General features: G+C 54.0%; 11 protein-coding genes and 1 pseudogene. 3 read left to right on the plus strand and 9 right to left on the minus strand.

The window, feature by feature from the left end; translation table 11 throughout:
• Positions 1 to 33: 33 nt before the first annotated feature.
• Together AC1RGE_RS09415 and AC1RGE_RS09420 are read right to left on the minus strand one after the other, a co-directional pair.
• Positions 34 to 720 carry a hypothetical protein gene (locus AC1RGE_RS09415; RefSeq protein ID WP_401400898.1) on the minus strand — a complete coding sequence of 229 codons (687 nt, stop codon included), beginning with the start codon at positions 718 to 720 and terminating at the stop codon, positions 34 to 36.
• On the minus strand, positions 720 to 1688 hold the full coding sequence (locus AC1RGE_RS09420; protein ID WP_492584074.1) for a hypothetical protein: 969 nt from the start codon (positions 1686 to 1688) through the stop codon (positions 720 to 722). The genes AC1RGE_RS09415 and AC1RGE_RS09420 overlap by 1 nt, the downstream gene beginning before the upstream one ends.
• Positions 1689 to 2218: 530 nt before the next feature.
• Between AC1RGE_RS09420 and AC1RGE_RS09425 the strand changes: the two genes are divergently transcribed.
• Positions 2219 to 2500, plus strand: a complete 282-nt coding sequence (locus AC1RGE_RS09425) for a fructose-bisphosphate aldolase (protein WP_492584075.1) — start codon at positions 2219 to 2221, stop codon at positions 2498 to 2500.
• A 530-nt stretch (positions 2501 to 3030) separates the two neighbouring features.
• Here the strand turns inward: AC1RGE_RS09425 and AC1RGE_RS09430 are convergent.
• From AC1RGE_RS09430 to AC1RGE_RS09450, 5 genes are all read right to left on the minus strand, one after another.
• Positions 3031 to 4839, minus strand: a complete 1809-nt coding sequence (locus AC1RGE_RS09430) for an AIPR family protein (protein WP_492584076.1) — start codon at positions 4837 to 4839, stop codon at positions 3031 to 3033.
• Complete coding sequence (locus AC1RGE_RS09435; protein WP_492584077.1) at positions 4839 to 5852, minus strand: PD-(D/E)XK motif protein; 1014 nt, start codon at positions 5850 to 5852, stop codon at positions 4839 to 4841. Before AC1RGE_RS09435 ends, AC1RGE_RS09430 begins: the two co-directional genes overlap by 1 nt.
• Positions 5852 to 8668 carry a Z1 domain-containing protein gene (locus AC1RGE_RS09440; protein ID WP_212805473.1) on the minus strand — a complete coding sequence of 939 codons (2817 nt, stop codon included), beginning with the start codon at positions 8666 to 8668 and terminating at the stop codon, positions 5852 to 5854. Before AC1RGE_RS09440 ends, AC1RGE_RS09435 begins: the two co-directional genes overlap by 1 nt.
• Positions 8669 to 8681: 13 nt before the next feature.
• Positions 8682 to 10127 (minus strand): ATP-binding protein, encoded by a 1446-nt coding sequence (locus AC1RGE_RS09445; protein WP_492584264.1) that lies wholly within the window; start codon positions 10125 to 10127, stop codon positions 8682 to 8684.
• Positions 10128 to 10215: 88 nt separating this feature from the next.
• The gene (locus AC1RGE_RS09450; RefSeq protein WP_492584078.1) at positions 10216 to 11817 is read right to left on the minus strand and encodes a DNA cytosine methyltransferase; all 1602 of its coding nucleotides are present in this window, start codon (positions 11815 to 11817) and stop codon (positions 10216 to 10218) included.
• A gap of 29 nt (positions 11818 to 11846) precedes the next feature.
• Between AC1RGE_RS09450 and AC1RGE_RS09455 the strand changes: the two genes are divergently transcribed.
• On the plus strand, positions 11847 to 12260 hold the full coding sequence (locus tag AC1RGE_RS09455) for a very short patch repair endonuclease (RefSeq protein WP_212805475.1): 414 nt from the start codon (positions 11847 to 11849) through the stop codon (positions 12258 to 12260).
• A 22-nt stretch (positions 12261 to 12282) separates the two neighbouring features.
• On the opposite strand, the gene AC1RGE_RS09460 is transcribed toward AC1RGE_RS09455, so the two are convergent.
• Complete coding sequence (locus AC1RGE_RS09460; protein ID WP_492584079.1) at positions 12283 to 12915, minus strand: hypothetical protein; 633 nt, start codon at positions 12913 to 12915, stop codon at positions 12283 to 12285.
• A gap of 451 nt (positions 12916 to 13366) precedes the next feature.
• On the opposite strand from AC1RGE_RS09460, the pseudogene AC1RGE_RS09465 reads away from it, so the two are divergent.
• Positions 13367 to 13555, plus strand: a pseudogene (locus tag AC1RGE_RS09465) (hypothetical protein); the annotation flags it as partial.
• Positions 13556 to 13678: 123 nt separating this feature from the next.
• Here AC1RGE_RS09465 and AC1RGE_RS09470 read toward each other — a convergent pair.
• Complete coding sequence (locus AC1RGE_RS09470; protein WP_492584080.1) at positions 13679 to 15712, minus strand: LTA synthase family protein; 2034 nt, start codon at positions 15710 to 15712, stop codon at positions 13679 to 13681.
• Positions 15713 to 15735: the final 23 nt, after the last annotated feature.

The following is a 15735-nucleotide window of genomic DNA, read 5'->3' on the forward strand; positions in this document are numbered from 1 at the left end:
TTGTTCTGCTACCCAGCGCTTCCATCCCCTGCCTCAAGGCAACGGCTCAAAGCGCCCACTGCCCGCACTCCACGCAAACCCCGGCAACGTGCAGTCCTGAAAGCCGATCCGCAATTGCTCCCCCTCAGCCTGCACCTGCAAGGTATCCACCCCCAGGTTGCGACACCCCGGCGCCGCAACCGCCAGGCTCTGCAACAACTTGCCGGTGGCCTTGTCCATCACCTCCACCGTCGTGATTCGCTGATCATTGCCCGGCATCGGCACCTGGAAATACCAGCGTTTAGTGGAAGCACTCTGCAGCAGCGTGGTGACCGGCTGCGGCCACGAGCGATCCGAATCCACCAGGCCCACCAGCTTCAGCGCAATGGGCAAGGTCTTGCCCGTGCGATAACTGGTCCAGCTGCCGCGTACCTGCTCCTGCTGGCGGGAGTTCATCAAGTCATTGAACTGCAGACGCGCCACCGGCAAGCCCTGCTCGTCCAGCTCATCCATGGCCAGCGTCTTGTTGCTGTAGCTGAAGGTCGGCTTGAGGCGGATCGGCGTGCGATAGCGCTGATAGGCATAGGTGCCCTGGTAGACCGCATTCTGGCTACCCAGGGTCAAGACAATCGCCTGCTTGCCCAAGGTCCCCTCATACACCCCGTGGGACGCCTGCGCCGGCAAGAGCCACAGCGCCAACACCAGCACCGCCAGCCCCCGAGCAACATCAAACCCACGCATCAGAAACGCTCCTTGCCCGATGAAAGATATTCCAGCCGATCAGGGCTGATCACCCGGTAATAATCCCAACGCCGAGTGCGCTGGTCGTAATTGATAAAGTCCTGCTTGCTGAACTCCATCTGGCCACCGGGGGAAAAGCGCAGATCGCCCTCCACCGCGAACTGCTCCAACTGCGGATGGCGCAAGTATTCCCGGCGCTCACGGTTGTACAGGTAGTACTGAGTGGGCGAGCACCACAGCCGGCCATCCGACTCCGCCAGCCGATAGCCCTGGGCCTGAAAATCAATCCGCGCCTCGGCCTGGAAATGCCCGAAAGTCAGCGTCCTGGTACCGACCGACGACATGCACCACTGCCCACTGATCTCCTGCACCCGCCGCCCGGTGGTGCGGCTCATGACTCGAATACTGTCCACCCGCGCCACCTCCTCCCCGGCCTTGCGCGCGGCATGCACACTGAAATAGAAATCCCGATCGAACACCGGCTGCAGCAACTCCCCCTCAAACGCCTCCCGCTGACTGCCACCAAAGCGCGTCACCCGCTGCAACTGCAACGGCTGCTGCGTGCCCGTGCGCAGATCCACCAGACTGCCCTGCAGCGCCTGCGCCCCCTCGGCGAACGGCTGCAACGACACCGCCGTCGCCGGCAGGGTCGGGTTGTCCATGATGTTGATCAAGAGCGCAGAGCCGGAATGGAAAGGCGTGGACTCCAACGCCATGGGCAAGCGCTCGGATTCGGAAAACCAATAGCCGGACATACCGCCGCCGTATTGGGAGTCGTAGGTGAGCGCCAGTTCAACCGGGGTGTCGCCGAGGGTGCCGCGGTAGGTGGTGGTGGGGTTGGCTTGGGCGGTGGGGGTGATGAGCCCGAGGCCGAGCAAGAGTGCTGCGGTCAGGCTGAACAGGAGGTGTTGCAGGTGACGCTGTTGGCCAGCCCTTGTTTGTGAACTGCTGCCAATGGGCTGGGTCATGCCTGCGTTCCTTGCGGTGGGGAAAAGGGGCGCAGGATAGCAAAATCGATTGAAGGTCAGATGGATTTGCCGAGGCCTGGCCCGAATCTGAAATGGTCCAACAGGCTGTTGGACCATTGCCGTGGGGGCCCCACTCTGCTGCCGATTACCAAGCTGAAAGGCCCATACAGTTAGGGTCAGGCACAGCGGATATGAATTCCCTGGAGAGTTCAGCCGGTCCTTACTCGCAATAGAGACCGTTCCTACAGAAGCGCCATTGTCCCGGACCTGCCCTGTCCCTATAGTTTTCTCGTTCGCTGAATTTTGTCAGCGACAGGGTTTCGCAGCCCAAAAGAAAGAATCAAACAACACAGCCCATGCCAACTCAGGCAAACTTCGCCTGCGTTTCGTTTATGGCAGCTGTGCGTGGGAGACCTTTGGGTCTGCCGGGTTTGTTTCTTTCCTCGGTCTGCGAACCCGCGTACAGCTGCCACCCAGTTGATTCGCAGCAACAGGTGGCGATTTTTCATTTTCTTGGAAGAAACGACACCATGAATACTCAAGATCTATCCGAACGATTTATTCCCATGACCCCAATCGCCAGCGATGGGCCGGTGCTGTTTGTAGACAGCCAGGCGCCGTTGGCGGATCTGCATGCGTGTGCGAGTGAGCGATTGGTGACTGCGCTTGATTATCTGAATCTGATGAGCTGCACCACGTTGCGGGACTCGAACGATAAGGACATTGGCACGGTGACCAATACAGCGAGGTTGTTACTACAGGATGTGCGAGAGCTGTTGAGAGCAATAGAAACTCAGGCTTTAAATATTTAATTAAGAGTAAATAAGCCGGCACATGCCGGCTTATTAAAAGCCCACACCCACTTACCCGAACTTCCAACCTCATCTAACTTTTTGAGAACCAAATAGGAACAGAGAAAAATGCAGCGTAAAAAAGCGAAAAACTGAAAACTCAGTACTCTATGAAGACGACTACAAATCGAATATCACCGCCAGAACATCAGGCCACCCATTTTTGGAAAGACCTTTCCTACCACACCCTTAATCTCGCAAATGGCAGCACAATCCAAAGGCCCTACGAACTGTAGGAGAATCACACATAAACCTCATGAAAAATCTCATATCGCGATCACCCAATAATAAAGCTAACACTGCGAGCTCGAGCTGAAACTAACTATGTGCAGGCTCCCTAAGATATATAATTCTACATTTAACGAAAAACTCATGACACGCAATTAACACAACAACAATCAGCGAAATCCGGCCTGACAAACCTGAGTCACAGTGAGGCCGGAATATAAGAAGCACTTATAATAAATATACCTAAAGCCTATGACACCTACTCAGCGTATCTCCGGAATATTGGTATCCGCCTCCGAATACTTGAAGTCCCTGACCAAGGACCAGCACTCGAGCTTCTTGGCCCATTCGGAAATCATCTTCCCGCTTGCACCGCGATGAAGTGCTTCATTTACTTCACGAGCCCAAGTAGCCAACTGTCTTTGTAGTTCAGGCGAAATATTCTGAGCCTGCCAGACACGTTGAAAATCAAAACCTCGCCCAAGTTTAAGTGCAAGAACCGAAATTGTGTATACGGTAATATTTCCCTGAAATGCCGGGAATAGAGGCCTTATCAATTTCTGAGCAGATTTGAACAGGATGGCCTTTGCAATCATTTCCTTGAACTGATTTTGATCAGGAATTACATCCTCTCCGGAGCTTTCTCGCTCTCCCAACTCATCCATGAAAGCCTGAAAATTCTTCTGACTGCCCAGCCCTACAACGTGGGGTTTCTGATCCCAAGCGAACAAAAACTTTGCTAGGTCCGGTTTTGTGATTTTGCGATAGGGAGGAATTGCGGCCTGAAGTTTTTTCTTTTGAACAACCGTTGTCGCCTCTTTTTCAAGCATCACCTTGTAACTGCCGGCCGATCGTTCATAGAACCAGCGCCCCACACCATCCGGACAATATGTACGCATGGACAGTTTTTCCAGCTCTCGATGAAATGGCTTGTTTGCTGAAAGATCTGATTGCTTTACTACGTTCTGGCTATTGGCATAGCGAGATATATTCGAGATCAACTCCTCGTCATCTCCCTGACCATTTCTGAGCACGATAATCTTCGCTGGAACTCGGACACTACTGAGATCGATTTCAGGATTTTTTTTCTTGGCGAAATAAATGGAGGCTGTAGTCTGTCCACCATTGACGATCTGCATGCCCTGAAGCCACAGAATGCCAGTAGATCCGTCTGGTGTGCGATCTAACTTCGCAGCATCGGCCACAACAACAATGCCATTGTTATAAGCCATGAATCGATCCGGATTACTTCGCAAACTGTCACGAATCCCCTTGTTTACGCCTCTGCTACCAACACCAAGGAATGAACGTACGTTTGCCTCAAGAATACGTGGTCCGTACTTCTCGTATAGAAAACGCAAAGCCTCGCCGGGGACTGCCGTTAGAGCATAGTCATATTCGTCATCACCTGCCCCAGGGACCCATACGCTAGGCAATGCCGTACCACAGAGATCCTGAAAGTTAACTACCAGCTCATCCCGGGGCCGGCCCTGCTGCCAATGGTTGAATAACCGCTGAATGTCCATGACCTCAAGGCGCACCTGTTTACCCTCGACATCCTGAGGTGCATAGTTCCTTGTCTTAACCTGGCCATCGGTAATTACAAAAATCCGGATGCTATCCAGAGCGGTAAATATACGCTCAACCTCCGTAACAAGTGGATAGGCCTCGTTGGTTTCATCTAGCGCCTCTGAAAGTTTTCCCGTGGCACAAAACTTGAGAAAATGCAGCCCTTGCTTGGCAGCCCTGCCGATTTCAGTATCTGGGATGTCCTCAATATCCTCGAGCCCCTTGTAAAGGCTGACGAACAAATCCAGCCGGTCGGGGTTTCCCAGTTCGTCAGTTGTGTCCGAGACAGAATAACCACTGATTTTGACTTTGTAGGATCCGACCTTGGCACCGTAATGGCAGACTGTTGGCTCGAAGGTTATTCCTTCATCGGCCATATGAGCCATTACATGCTCAGTAAATACAGCCTCTGCTGGCACAGGAGCTTCACCAGGTGCAATATCCTTCAAAACTTCCTCTCGGACCGATGCTTGGGTGTCCCGCAAAAAATCCACAAGTTCCATCAAATCACTCCAAGTTGCTCAAGCACATCTACCAACGGATGGTTATCGGCTGGTATCAATGCCAGATCGAGCTCGTACTGCGCTCGACGAATAGCTGTCGAGATACTGAAAGGCGTCAGCCTCGGAAATTCCGCATCAACGAGATGCATCCTTATCTCGCTCAATGAAAAACGACGCGTATAGTTTTCTGCCTGCATGTCCAAATAACCGGCCTGATGAAGTGCTTGCTCGAAGAGTCTGGTCGCTGCAGAGTCAGGCTCCAGCAGACAGCGTAGATCAGTCACAGCCTCGGGAAGTGACATTCCCGAATCCGCTGAACCGAAGCGAAGTGCGGCGAGAAAGAGCGGTGGACACTGGGATTCGTCGAGCTGATCTAGGGAAGTAATTTTCACCGGGAAGCCTTCAGTTGCCATTGTGGACTTGACCTCTATTGCGCCCATACCAATTTGAAAGTCATGAAGCCCGTCGAGCGGCCCTTTCCACCCGTGTACTGCTGAGAATAGCAATACGCCCTCATCAATCAGATGCCGCAGTAAACAGAGTTCACCCATAAGCCCCAGTTCAGCTTCGGGCCCCAAACCCTCGCGTCCTTTACGCATGAACTCCTGCCACCCACGCACTCTTCCGAGCAGTCGCTGATATACAAGTTCTTCGGTACAGCCGTTATCGGAATCCAGTAGTCCACATAAATCGGCGACTACGGCTGCAAAAAGCTCCAAGCTACCTTCAGGTTGACGAACGATCGCGAGCCAGTGGTGATCACCCGCAGCCTCACCCAACCCTACACTTTCAATCCGAAACCCTTGCCCCTGAGGCAATTGCGAGTTAGGTGCCGTTCTACAGCTTGAAAAGCCGACTAAAACAGACTCCTCATTTCCCGGCGCATGCCTGGCTGCCTTAACCCTGATTGTTGCTTTCTGAAATAGATCAATCGATCGCCACCCCTGAGCCCAAGCGTTGCCGGGAAGAGCTCGCCAAATGCCAAGCAATTCGGAACTACTCACTGCCGCCATTATTGTTGCTGCTCCCACATAAGGTTAGTGACGACATAGGGCACCGACTTTCCCGCATTGCTGGAAGGAAAACTGATTGCAAATGCAACGACAGGCACCTCAACGCCCAAAATTCCAGAGTCCTTTAGGTCAAGAAGGTACATAAGTAGAAGTCCTCTTTCGGGATGCGGCGCTACTTTCCCACGCCCCTGGCCACGGACACGCCTGACGTAAGGTCCGCCTGGAGTCTCGGGCAACTCCTTACTTCTGGAGCGAACGGGGTCGGGTTTCCAGTCTTTACGAGTCCATTCAAGTGCGGCATTCCACGATGACTCGTCAAGGTCCAGAGCCTCATCATGAGGCGAGAGGAGGCGACCTATGGAATATTTATCAGCTTCTCGAGACTTGTTTGTGCGCTTCATTCGTTTTATCGGAAAGCCTGCGACATTTTCGGTGCCGGCAGTACCACCAGCGATAACCGCAACCGTCCAGGAAGTAAGCTCGCCAGACCGACTCATCTCTTCGATGAAGTTCGCAAGCAGATCACTTCTCACTTTTCTGGAGTCAGGATGAGTCTGGTACGCCCTCAGAAACTCAATAACAGCCTGAGCTTCAACACCATTCCAACTCACACCGTTCCAGCTATCAATTCGGCCGTTTCGGCCCTGCGGAGGAATCTCCGATGCCTTACCCATGTTGGATACAAAAGAGTTGAAAGCCATGACATTCTGTCTGAGCAGGGCCGGATCCCTGAAGAAACTGACCGTTTCAACAATATCTCCGCTGAAAGACAGATACAGGGTTTTAGCGGTCCTCATTTTCAGTGGTGAAGTCACCATCAATACAGGGTGAGAGACAACCTTGAGACCGTACTGACGTGGGGTCAGCCCGCTTTCCATCATGAAGTCGAACTCAGCTCTCAGCTCTTCCGCTGCATCTGCAATGTGTTCAAACCATTCAACCAGATCCGCTGTGGTATAGAGGCGACACAAGTCCAAGTAACCAGGTCGATAACCAAACCACCGTCCCATCTGCATCAACGTGTCATACATTTTGGAGGCCCGAAGAAAATAGCTGACACATAGACCTTCAAGTGTGAGCCCTCGGGCCAGCTTGTCTCCTCCAATTGCAATGACCTTTAGCCCCGTGGCGCTGTCGACATAGTCCAGCGCATCTTTTGCAGTACCGTTGATCATGCGCACATCGATCTGCTCCAACAGATCTGGTAACGCTTGCTCTATCTCGAACCAGTCATCGGCTTGACGCCGAAAGTTCTCGCCCATCTGTTTTTCAATTTCGTGGCTTGTCGTCCGGATGTCTCTATTCCACAGGCTGCGCAATTCGGCCAGTACCCCCTCATGGTCGATGCGTCTTCTAAGCCGCTGCTTCAACTGCATGATGTAATTACGAACCTGCCCATGTACATGCTGCTGAACCAAGTTGAATCGTGTTACGTGCACTAGCATGGAGCTGTGCTCGGCCCCCTGCCCCCGCAATTGACGAATGGTGCTTGCCAAGACGAATGCCTGTATTGCCTCGACCAGCGAAGGAGGCATGACGTCGGAAGGAACGTAATTGCTTTTGTGACCAACAGGCATCCAACCGCCCTTTCCGTCGGTGGAGCAGTGATCCGTGACTGGGCGGACCAAATCAAGAGCGCCTATGCGCCCATTCTCTCCCGCGAGTCCGAATACCCTTGACGGACCGATATAGCTTGAGGGCGCCGAGAGGTTGGTAATGAATGCCGCTGGGAACAGATCCGGCCCTTCCTTTACTGTCTCACCCTGCTCGTGGATATAGATGTTTGCAAACGGTGTAGCCGTATAGCCGACATAGGCCTTCCTCGAGAAGGAGTGCAGTATCTGACGAATCAGGCTGTTGATTGCCGTGGGTTCATGTTCGAGGTCAGGCTGACCGTTTTCGTCGACTACCTTCTCACCGGTATCCACTGACGCATGATCTGCCTCGTCGTCAACTATCAGTAAAGGGAGATGGGTTACCAGAGGGCGGCCGGTTTCCGGATCAGTCGTTTCTGCAACATGCTTGTGAATCCATTTAAGCAGGCGCTGCAGAACAGTTTTGTTCTTCTTGACGACGAACAACCACGGTTTCTGCTCAGGCGAGACACCAAGATTTCTCACAAATCTGGTGTTGAAATCTCCAGTCTCGGTCCTGTTGGTAACGTACTGAGGGCGTAACGCGGGAGAAGGGTCAATTTTTCCAACTCCGATAGCCACGTTCCCCTCCCCCTCAATTGGGCTGGTTTCATAGCCGAGAAACCCCTCATCCAGTCGCATCTGCGTCTGCGAGCGTAGATTGTTGTGGAGCCCCGCAAGTACGATGATGATTTTATATCCGGCGTCTGCCGCCTTGCATATGAGCCCCGTATAATTCCCGGTCTTGCCCGACTGCACGTGGCCGACCACCATGCCACGACGATCCCACGGACCTTCGCGCCGAGGGTCCTCAAGCATGGAAAGAACGTTATCGGTGGTTTCATCGAGTGCTTCCACAGCACTCCATGGCAACTTCTTTTCCTGCCACTCTCTGTAACGGCGCCAGTAACGCCACTCCTTCTTGGCCTCACTGGTTAGCCAGGGGACGTGCCCGGCCATGTCGACAAGAGAAGATTCCTTACCGACCCAAACACTGAACCGCCTGATGAGTTCGTCGGTGACAGCGTCGCGATCAAGTCCTTCGGCCTTGTTCGGCATGATCTTTAGTACCATGTCGATCTTTTGTGAAATGAGCGCCGGAGTGATCGCCGACTTGCCCTGCAAGTCCACGATCATCTCTTGGACGAACTTGACCACACTCCATTTGTTGTCTTCGGACATTCGTCGCAACTCCTTAAAAATTGTCGGGCAGAGCATCCACCAATGAAGGGAAAGCGTGGAAAGGCTCCGTGATCCGAAGCTGCTCCTTGGCAGAAGAAGCGGTATATCCCTTCTTTTCGATCATGGTGCGGTACATGACCATCAAAACCTCATTGACCTCACTAGACGGGGCCGTCTCAAACCCTGTGCAGGGGGTATCTCTATTTTCCGCCGTATCGATCCATATCCGCTGAACAGGGACCGTTTCCTCAATGACCCGAAGCATTGCTCTAATCTGCGGAAGCAGCCCTCCGGCCTCATCAAGCACATCTCTTATCGCGGGGTGGTCGCTGTCTATCCGGTATCGTATACCGCTAGTAAGACGCTCTATCTTCCAGGCTTCGGCAACCTGTTTGTTGCCAAGCAATGTGGGCCTACCCCTGTGAGCAAAGGCTCGACGCGCGCGTCCACGCGTTGCTTCGGCAAGCCGGGTCAGCCAGTCGCGAAGGTAAACAGGGGGCCTGGCGGTGGATTTACGGATATCGATCTTCCAGTCGGCATCAGCCGAGTTGGGTATATCCAGACGAATTCTTGCCAGTCGGTGAGCCTCATCCTTTGTCCAGGATCTACCAGCCCCCAAACCTAACCAACTACCTGCAACAAGAAGACGCTCATTTCGGTAAACATAAAAACCCTGTTGGGCCGTCCATCCTTCAGGGCCACCCAGCACTTCGAAGTCCTCGCCCGAGAGCATGTCCTTGTGCGGTAGAACATGGCATTCGGCTTCGACTCCCTTGATTGTTGGGTGTTTGAATACCGGAGGGTTGTAAGGTTTTCCCGGATGGTCCGCCATAAATGGATCCCAGGGCTTTACCGGCTGTCCGTTGAGCAGAATTTTGAGACGTGGCCGACTACCTTCCAGATACCTATGGAACACCATTCCAAGATGCTGCTCGACCTTGTCGGCCAAGTTCAGAAAGTCCTGAACAGTGCTTCCAGGAGTAATGATCCGATCAAGCTCCTCCCAGAGGACCAGAGACCCGCAACCTGCTGTAGAAAGTGATCCCAAATACCCTTCGGAACCAGGATGGGGCCCCTCTAGCAGATGCCAGCCTCCGTCGGAGCTGTTTGCCAAATAGTCAAGATCCCAGCGCAGAGACTGCATGCCTTCCTCACCTACTGTGGCTACGGTAAGCCTGCGGCACTGTGAAAATGATGCTGTCTTGAGGCCCAGCCCGAAACGACCAAGATCAGACTCTGATCTATGCTCCAACGGATTGCGCTCCCCCAGTCTCATAGCAAGATCAAGTCCGGCTGCCGACATTCCGGCTCCATTGTCTTGGCAGGTAATTCGACTTTCTGCTTGAGCCCAGACGAACTCGACTCTGACTTCCGATGCCCCTGCTGCAACGCTGTTATCAATGATGTCAGCCAATGCTGTTTGTGTGTTGTAGCCCAGCCCTCGCAATGCCTCGACCATTGCACTGGCTTTGGGCGGAGCATTTCGACTCTTGAATGAGGGTGACAAAATAACGCTCCTTGTCATGTCTACGATGATTAATTTGACTCTACTTTGAACTATTTCCGTTTCTAACGATGCGGAATACAACATCGGCAATCTGCCAAGCCAAAAACGGCGGAACCGCATTACCCACTTGATGGAACTGCTGTGTTCTATTGCCAAGGAAAAAGTAGTTATCGGGAAAGGTCTGCAGTCGTGCAGCTTCTCGAACAGTCAAACTTCGGCACTGCCGGGGATCGTAATGAATGAAGTAGTGCCCGTCCTTCGCGATATGACTGGTTATTGTCGTAGAGGGAATACCTGCTCTCTGGACACGAAAACGGTCACTGAACTTGCCCGTCGTCCAATTCTTATGATCGGGGGCCAGCCCAGGAAGGTTGAAATGCTGGTGTCCCTTGGGCGAATCACTATAAGTCTCGGCAAAAGCGGCAGCATAAACATACCTGCGCAAATCGGAGCTCATGTGCCCCCTAGCCTCATGATTGAGCCAATACTTCAGTCTCGGATCTTGCAACCAGCTATCAAGAGGGGTTCCCGTCACCCCATTCGAAGTGTTTTTTTTCAGCACCCGCAACCCACCGGAGTTCATATCGCGGCTGTCATAACTGCTAGCGAGAATGCCGAGTCTAGCAGCCAGCGCGAGTCTTTCAGGTGTATCACTCACCAACTGAAGGCACTCATGGTTCAGTTCCTTCAAGTGCTGACGCACTATATCCGCCCACGCCTCAGGAGAGTCTTTCATTCGAGTAAGAGTACTGCGTAATGGCGGTAAACAGCCGATTATCTGATCCACCGTCGGCCCAGAAACTGGGGACAGTTTGTGATTGCCAAGCGCATCCAAATACTCCTCGGAAACACCGAGAAGTATCACTCGATGTCTAGCCTGAGGAACTCCATACTCCTCTGCACGAATGATGTAGTTGCTTGGCTCGATGCTGTCAGGATCTGCTCCACTTTCGTAGATATCATCGGCGACAAGAGAACATATTCTGTACTTCGGACCATTACCGCTTTCTCCAAACGCAGCATCTGGGTCAGCTAGGTCACGCAATATCTGAGGGAACATCTGCTCGCCAGCGACCTGTGAAGAAAGAATGCCTTTCACGTTTTCCATCACGAAAACTGCTGGTCTCTTCTTCTGGATGATTCTCAGATACTCACGATACAGAAAATGCCTATGATCATTTTCTGCACGATAATCTACTTTCCCACGGTTTCTGGCTCGACCTACGATTGAGTAGGCTTGACATGGAGGCCCTCCAATTAAAACCCATGGCCTAGTCTCATCGAGACGGTTCGCCAGCATTTTGTCGAGCCTGGTGTTGCCCTCTTCGGTACCAAGTTCCAACAACTGAGCTTCGCTATCGGCATGCCGCCATGCCTCAAGACTCCTGGGTGTATGAGGCTCCGGTACGCCTGCAGTTTCACAAAAGTTGTAGTAATCCTCGAGGGCTTCGGGTTGCCTATTCTTCAGCAGTCGATAGAAGGCCCTGAGGCGGAGAGTAGAACGCGCGGAAACCTCCATTTCGGCTGAGACCTTTATCTCGAAGGTCTCACCATTAGTGTCCGAATGAGAGGAAAAACCCTCCCCAAGACCGCCGGGGCCGGCAAAGAGATCCACAACCTGAATGGGATAGCTACGACTCATGAAACCACGCTGTTTTGAGAAAATACGAAATGGATATCGTTGACCGAGCCACAAGATCCCGCATGATGGCGGGCATAAAGGGCAAAAACACCAAACCCGAGCTGGCTGTCAGGCGCTTTTTGCATGCATATGGCTACCGCTTTCGGCTTCATCGAAAAGACCTGCCAGGGAAACCCGACATAGTACTACCTCGACTAAAAGTATGTATTTTTGTTCACGGATGCTTTTGGCATCGCCACACCGACTGCAAATACGCCGTCCTGCCCAAGACACGCGCCGACTTCTGGACAAAAAAACTGGACTCCAATGTAGATAGAGATCTCAAAGTAGCGCAGGAGTTGGGTAGCGCAGGATGGCGAGTTTTCACCGTATGGGAATGCGAACTCAAAACTCCAGAGACAGTATTGCCTGCATTACTTAAACGTCTAAAAGCGCTTGAGTGACCGTATTTAATTAATAACTTGCTCACAAAGCGTCATCCAGCATGAGCAATAGACCTGAAACCCATGGATAGCACTCCCAACCCCCAGATCCGGTTTTCTTCACATAATTACTTAGAGAACCTAATAGAAGCTTATTAATATCCGTTAGGGGATACCCCAGAACAAGTTCCGCGTGAGCAGCTCGGTCTCCCGGATTATCTGAAAAATATCTCAGTACATCCATCGCTACCTTACCGAGTTTGGCAGTGCGCTCCACAAGAGCAATTTCCGCAGGCGATATTTTAGAGGTAGGTGTGGGAAGGGTTGTTTTTTCAGTCCACAGAGCACTGTCAAAAGGCTCAGCAAGGCTAGGTATCACCGCACCTTTTTCCACAGAAGCATAGGAACCGATAGCACCCTGAACTTGGCTTGCAATAGCCCTCAGCCCAATGTCGTCTATTTCTGGAGTGCGCACTTCATCTGACGCAGTCCAGTTCCAATCCTGCAAGTCATCATCAACAACTACCCTGCATTCAAACTCCGAGTCCGAACCATCAACTACCGAGGGCTCGTTAACATTGAGAGCAACCAAACTAGATATCTCATTAGAAAGCAGACGGGCCTGCAACAAACTACTTATTTTTTTCGAATCATGCTTCTCGCATAGAAAATCCACTAACAGTTCTCGGGCCTCATGTTCAAGCCCCATGAATACCAATGAAGATAGTGCCGATACGACTCCGTTAGATAGGTTTTCTCCAAACAGCGTGCGAAGAACTGAGAAACACTCTTCCCTCCGAACTGGAAGTGAATCAGGCAACAACCGTTTTACAAGCACTCTCCATTCGGCGAAATCGAGTCGCTTATTATCATCTGCTGTACCACTTTCACTTTCTACGTAAATACAACAGCCCTCCACTAGCCAAAACTTCTCTCTTTAAATGACGACGGGCCAGCCTCTATCCTTTCCGAAAGAGCGTGTATGCAGCCAACCTCCTGCCTACCACACATCACACCTATGGTTTAGCCAGTCGACTAACGACACTAGATAACGTAATGCTGGCCACATGCCGTATCATGCCTAGAAAAATCGCTACCTCCAAGAAGAGTTAAACCGTAGCCACCAACTGTTCAATTTCCGAGCTGATATCAATGCCACCTATGGATTGGTGCATCTGTCGCTACTATGGACTGTGCAGATCACCGAACGCACCAGCGTTGTGGAGCGTGGGTTGATTTGGTCAATGGTCCATTCGGTGGAAATGGCTAGAGCGGTGGTGGATTCGTTGCTGGGTGCCAATAGGCCTTCGGGCTGAACAATCAGAAGTACGAGAAAGAAGAGCACGGGGTCGAAGCCGATTTACCCCGTGTCTTTTAGGCCGCCTCCGCTGGCAAGCCAGCTCCTACACGGGCTGGCGTCACCCAATGGCTATGCGCTGTCACCTAACATTCCGATACAACATCAACCGCGCCCCCTCATGCATCCCCCGCGTCAACTCCAGCAACCGCTCAAACTCCTGCGGATGCTCCTGCGCCACATCCTCACGCGGTGTGTTTGACGCGAGGTCATGCAAGGTCGCCCCACTGCCGTCGTGCTGCATCTGCAACAAAAAGTCCTTGGTCACGCCGCCAATCACCGGGAAGGTCCCTTCCCTTAATACCAGCGGCACCACCCGCTCGCCTTCCGGAGCAGGCTGTTGAATGTCCCGCCCCATAGCGCCATTGGTGAAGGGCATCCCGGCCATGCCGGCCACGGTGGGCAGCAGGTCGGCGAGGCCGACGGCAGCTTCGATCACTCTGGGCTGCAACATCCCCGGGGCATGGATCAGCAGCGGTACGTTGTTGCTTTCCAGCCCCAACTGTTCAAACGCCGGGGCCATGTGGGGGATCTGGCTGATGCGGGTGTTGTGGTCGCCGAAGAACACGAAAATCGTGTTGTCGTAGTAGCCGCCCGCTTTGGCGATCTCCATCAGCCGACCGATGTTGAAGTCCAGCAGGCGCACGGTGTTGTATTGCTCCAGGCTGCGGGAACCGGCGGCCTGGACGTGTTCCAGGGGCAGGTCCTGGGCTTGGAAGCCGTCGTTGTCCTTGGGGATGGTGAACGGGCGGTGGTTGCCGGAGGTTTGCAGGTAGGCGAAAAACGGTTGGTCCTGGGGGATGGCGCGCAGCAGGCGGTCGCTTTCCTTGAACAGGTCGAGGTCGGAGATGCCCCAGACGTCCACCAGGGGCGATTGCCAGTGGCTTTCGTCGTACAGGCGCACGTTGTCGATGCTTTGGCGGATCAGGCCGTTGATGTTTGCCCAGCCGGCGTTGCCGCCGATCAGGTAGAGCTTGTGGTAGTCGCTGAAGGCGTTGATCAGGCTGTGTTGGCGGGTGATCAGGGGCTGGCGGGTGGCGGTCTCTTGGCGGGTGACGTCGGGCACGCCGGTGATGCTGGCCCACACGGTCTTGGCGGTGCCGGTGACCGGGACGTAGAAGTGTTTGAAGAACCAGCTCTGGCGGGCCAGGCGGTCGAGGTTGGGGGTGGGGTTGAGCGGGTTGCCGTAGGCGCCCACGGCGCTGGTGCCGAGGGATTCGAGCATGACGAAGATGACGTTGGGCGGCCGGGGGCGGTCGATGCGGTACGGCTGCACGCCTTGTTGGCGGGTGAAGCTCAGGCTGTGCGGGTCCGGCTGGTCGACGCCAAGGTAGCGGGCCAGGGCCGGGTAGTGTTGGCGCACTTGGGCTTCGTCGTACTGGGCTTGGCCGGCCTTGAGGGTGTCGTAGAAGAACAGCACGGGGTTCAGGCCCAGGGCGGCGATCTGGCTGTTGCCGGAGAAGTAGGCATCGCTCCAGCGCAGGGGCACGGGGTTTTCCAGGTTGAGGTTTTCTACCCGGCCCAGCAGGCCGAGGAACACGGCGGCGATGCCCAGAGCGCTGACGCAGGCCAGGGACCAGCGGCCCAGGGGTTGCGCCGGGCGGTCGAGGGTCCGGCGTTCCAGGCGCAGCAAGGCGTAGCACCACAGGCTCAGGGCGCTGCCCCAGGCGAGGACGATCCACAGCACCGGGTAGCTTTCCCAGAGCATTTGCCGGGAGATCTGTGCGTCGTCCAGGTAGCGCAGCACCGTGGCGTTGATGCGCACGCCGAGGTAGGCGTAGTGGCCGAGGTCGATGATGTACAGCAGCCCTACCCCGCCCAGCACCAGCAGCAGGTAGGCCCGGGCCAGCCAGCGCAAAGTTGGCAGCCGCAGCAGGTTCCAGCGCGGCAGCCAGGCCAGCAGGGCCAGGGGCAGCAGTAGCAGCAGGGTCAGGCGCAGGTCGAAGCGCAGGCCGATGCCGAGGGTCTGGAGGATGGCTTCGCGCTGGTCGGCGGCGCTCAGGTCCACCCCGGAAAAACCCACGGCGAACAGCAGCCGCAGCAGTGCCAGCAAGCCGAATACCAGCCCGATTGCGCCCACGCCGTAGCGCAGGCGGCGTGATTGCAACCCGCCCATCATTGACCTCTGTGTGGTGTTGT

It is taken from the genome of Pseudomonas sp. GW823-FHT02C05 (assembly GCF_058797595.1).

What these genes read in the sequence shown, in the direction of transcription:
- AC1RGE_RS09425 (WP_492584075.1), top strand. Translation starts at nt 2,219, where the DNA reads ATGAATACTCAAGATCTATCCGAACGATTTATTCCCATGACCCCAATC.
- AC1RGE_RS09440 (WP_212805473.1), bottom strand. Translation starts at nt 8,668, where the DNA reads ATGTCCGAAGACAACAAATGGAGTGTGGTCAAGTTCGTCCAAGAGATG.
- AC1RGE_RS09435 (WP_492584077.1), bottom strand. Translation starts at nt 5,852, where the DNA reads ATGGCGGCAGTGAGTAGTTCCGAATTGCTTGGCATTTGGCGAGCTCTT.
- AC1RGE_RS09455 (WP_212805475.1), top strand. Translation starts at nt 11,847, where the DNA reads ATGGATATCGTTGACCGAGCCACAAGATCCCGCATGATGGCGGGCATA.
- AC1RGE_RS09420 (WP_492584074.1), bottom strand. Translation starts at nt 1,688, where the DNA reads ATGACCCAGCCCATTGGCAGCAGTTCACAAACAAGGGCTGGCCAACAG.
- AC1RGE_RS09415 (WP_401400898.1), bottom strand. Translation starts at nt 720, where the DNA reads ATGCGTGGGTTTGATGTTGCTCGGGGGCTGGCGGTGCTGGTGTTGGCG.
- AC1RGE_RS09430 (WP_492584076.1), bottom strand. Translation starts at nt 4,839, where the DNA reads ATGGAACTTGTGGATTTTTTGCGGGACACCCAAGCATCGGTCCGAGAG.
- AC1RGE_RS09445 (WP_492584264.1), bottom strand. Translation starts at nt 10,127, where the DNA reads ATGGTCGAGGCATTGCGAGGGCTGGGCTACAACACACAAACAGCATTG.
- AC1RGE_RS09470 (WP_492584080.1), bottom strand. Translation starts at nt 15,712, where the DNA reads ATGGGCGGGTTGCAATCACGCCGCCTGCGCTACGGCGTGGGCGCAATC.
- AC1RGE_RS09450 (WP_492584078.1), bottom strand. Translation starts at nt 11,817, where the DNA reads ATGAGTCGTAGCTATCCCATTCAGGTTGTGGATCTCTTTGCCGGCCCC.